The organism is Actinoplanes sp. NPDC048791, assembly GCF_040650095.1.
GTDB lineage: Bacteria > Actinomycetota > Actinomycetes > Mycobacteriales > Micromonosporaceae > Actinoplanes.
Window position 1 is genome coordinate 1 of record NZ_JBEZGQ010001552.1, and the last position, 1,418, is coordinate 1,418.

The 1,418-nt window shown below is 71.2% G+C and carries 2 protein-coding genes; one reads left to right on the plus strand and one right to left on the minus strand.

Features of this window, described 5'->3' with window-relative positions:
- The first annotated feature begins 188 nt into the window (after positions 1-188).
- Positions 189-791 (plus strand): SAM-dependent methyltransferase, encoded by a 603-nt coding sequence (locus tag AB0C29_RS48405; RefSeq protein WP_360835121.1) that lies wholly within the window; start codon positions 189-191, stop codon positions 789-791.
- On the opposite strand, the gene AB0C29_RS48410 is transcribed toward AB0C29_RS48405, so the two are convergent.
- A partial coding sequence (locus AB0C29_RS48410; RefSeq protein ID WP_360835123.1) for an MFS transporter occupies positions 691-1,418 on the minus strand: 728 nt, incomplete at its 5' end. The genes AB0C29_RS48405 and AB0C29_RS48410 overlap by 101 nt on opposite strands.

Consider the following 1,418-nt stretch of genomic DNA (forward strand, 5'->3'; position numbering starts at 1 on the left):
AGCTGGTCCCCGGGCGCCAGCCGGCCCATCCGGATCGCCTGGCGCACCTGCTGCATGAGCTGGGCGTACACGGCCGTGCCGGTGCGACGGTCGATCCGGAAGATCACGGTGACAACCAATCCCATAGTTGACTAGTGGACTTGGGCTCCGTACGTTACCGCGTCCCGGGCTTCGGGCACAATCTCGGCGTGACAGAAGCAGACACAGCCCGGCCGCCCGCCGAGACGGTCTCCCAGGAGCACTTCATCGGCCTCTACCTGGCCAAGACCGACCCCTGGGACGTCGCCACCAGCTGGCACAACCGGCGCAAGTACGCGGTGACCATGGCCAGCCTGCCCCGCGAGCGGTACCGCAGCGCGTACGAGCCGGGCTGCTCGATCGGGCTGCTGACCCGGATGCTCGCGGAGCGGTGCGACGAGATCCTGGCCGTCGACTGCGTGGACGAGGCCGTGGAGTCAGCCCGCGAGGAGGTCCGCGACTTCCCCCACGTACGGGTGGAGAACGCCATGCTGCCGGCCGGCCTGCCGGACGCGACCTTTGATCTGATCGTGCTCGGCGATCTGCTCTATTACCTGTCCGCCGAGGACCTGGAAGCCACGCTCGACGGCCTGGTGCAGCGCCTGGAGCCGGACGGTGACCTGGTCTCGGTGCACTTCCGCGACCAGCAGACCGGCGGCAACCACGACGGCCTCAACGTGCACGCCGCGCTGGCGGCCCGGCCGGGTCTGGAACGCCGGATCCAGCACGAGGACGAATGGTTCCTGCTGGACGTGCTGCGCCGGGTCCGCTGATCCGGGCCGCGGCGAACATGGCACATCCGCCGGCGGCGAGCGCCCCGCAGAGCAGCAGCGCGGACCGGTAACCGAGGGCCTGGGCAGTGGCGCCGGCCAGGACGCCGGAGATCAGCGAGCCGATGGTCAGGGTGTTGGCGTACATGGTGGTGGCGCGGCCGGTGGCGTGCGGCAACAGGTCCTGCACGTAGGTGATGCCGAGCGCGCCCACCACCGCCAGCGCGACGCCGCGGGCGACCTGGGTGGCGATCAGCAGCGGCATGCCGGCGCTGATCGCCACCAGCACGAAGTAGGCGGTGAACAGCAGCATGCCCAGCAGGATGACGCTGCGCTTGGCGACCCGGGCGGGCAGCAGCATGACGCTCAGCGCGGCCGGGATCTCCACCACGGCGCAGATGCTGAACAGCAGCCCCACGTCGCTGTCCGGTCGGGCCAGCGTCCGGGTGACGTAGAGCGGCAGGGCGACCGACCCGGCCAGCATCGCGGTGTGGAACAGCGTGAAGCTGCCGGCGATCAGCAGCATCGACCGGTTCAGCCGTTCCCGGCCGCCCTCGGGCGCCGCGGCCCGGACCGGCGCCGGGGTGGGGCCGAGCGCCACCAGCGGCAGTGCCACCAGCGCGAACGCGG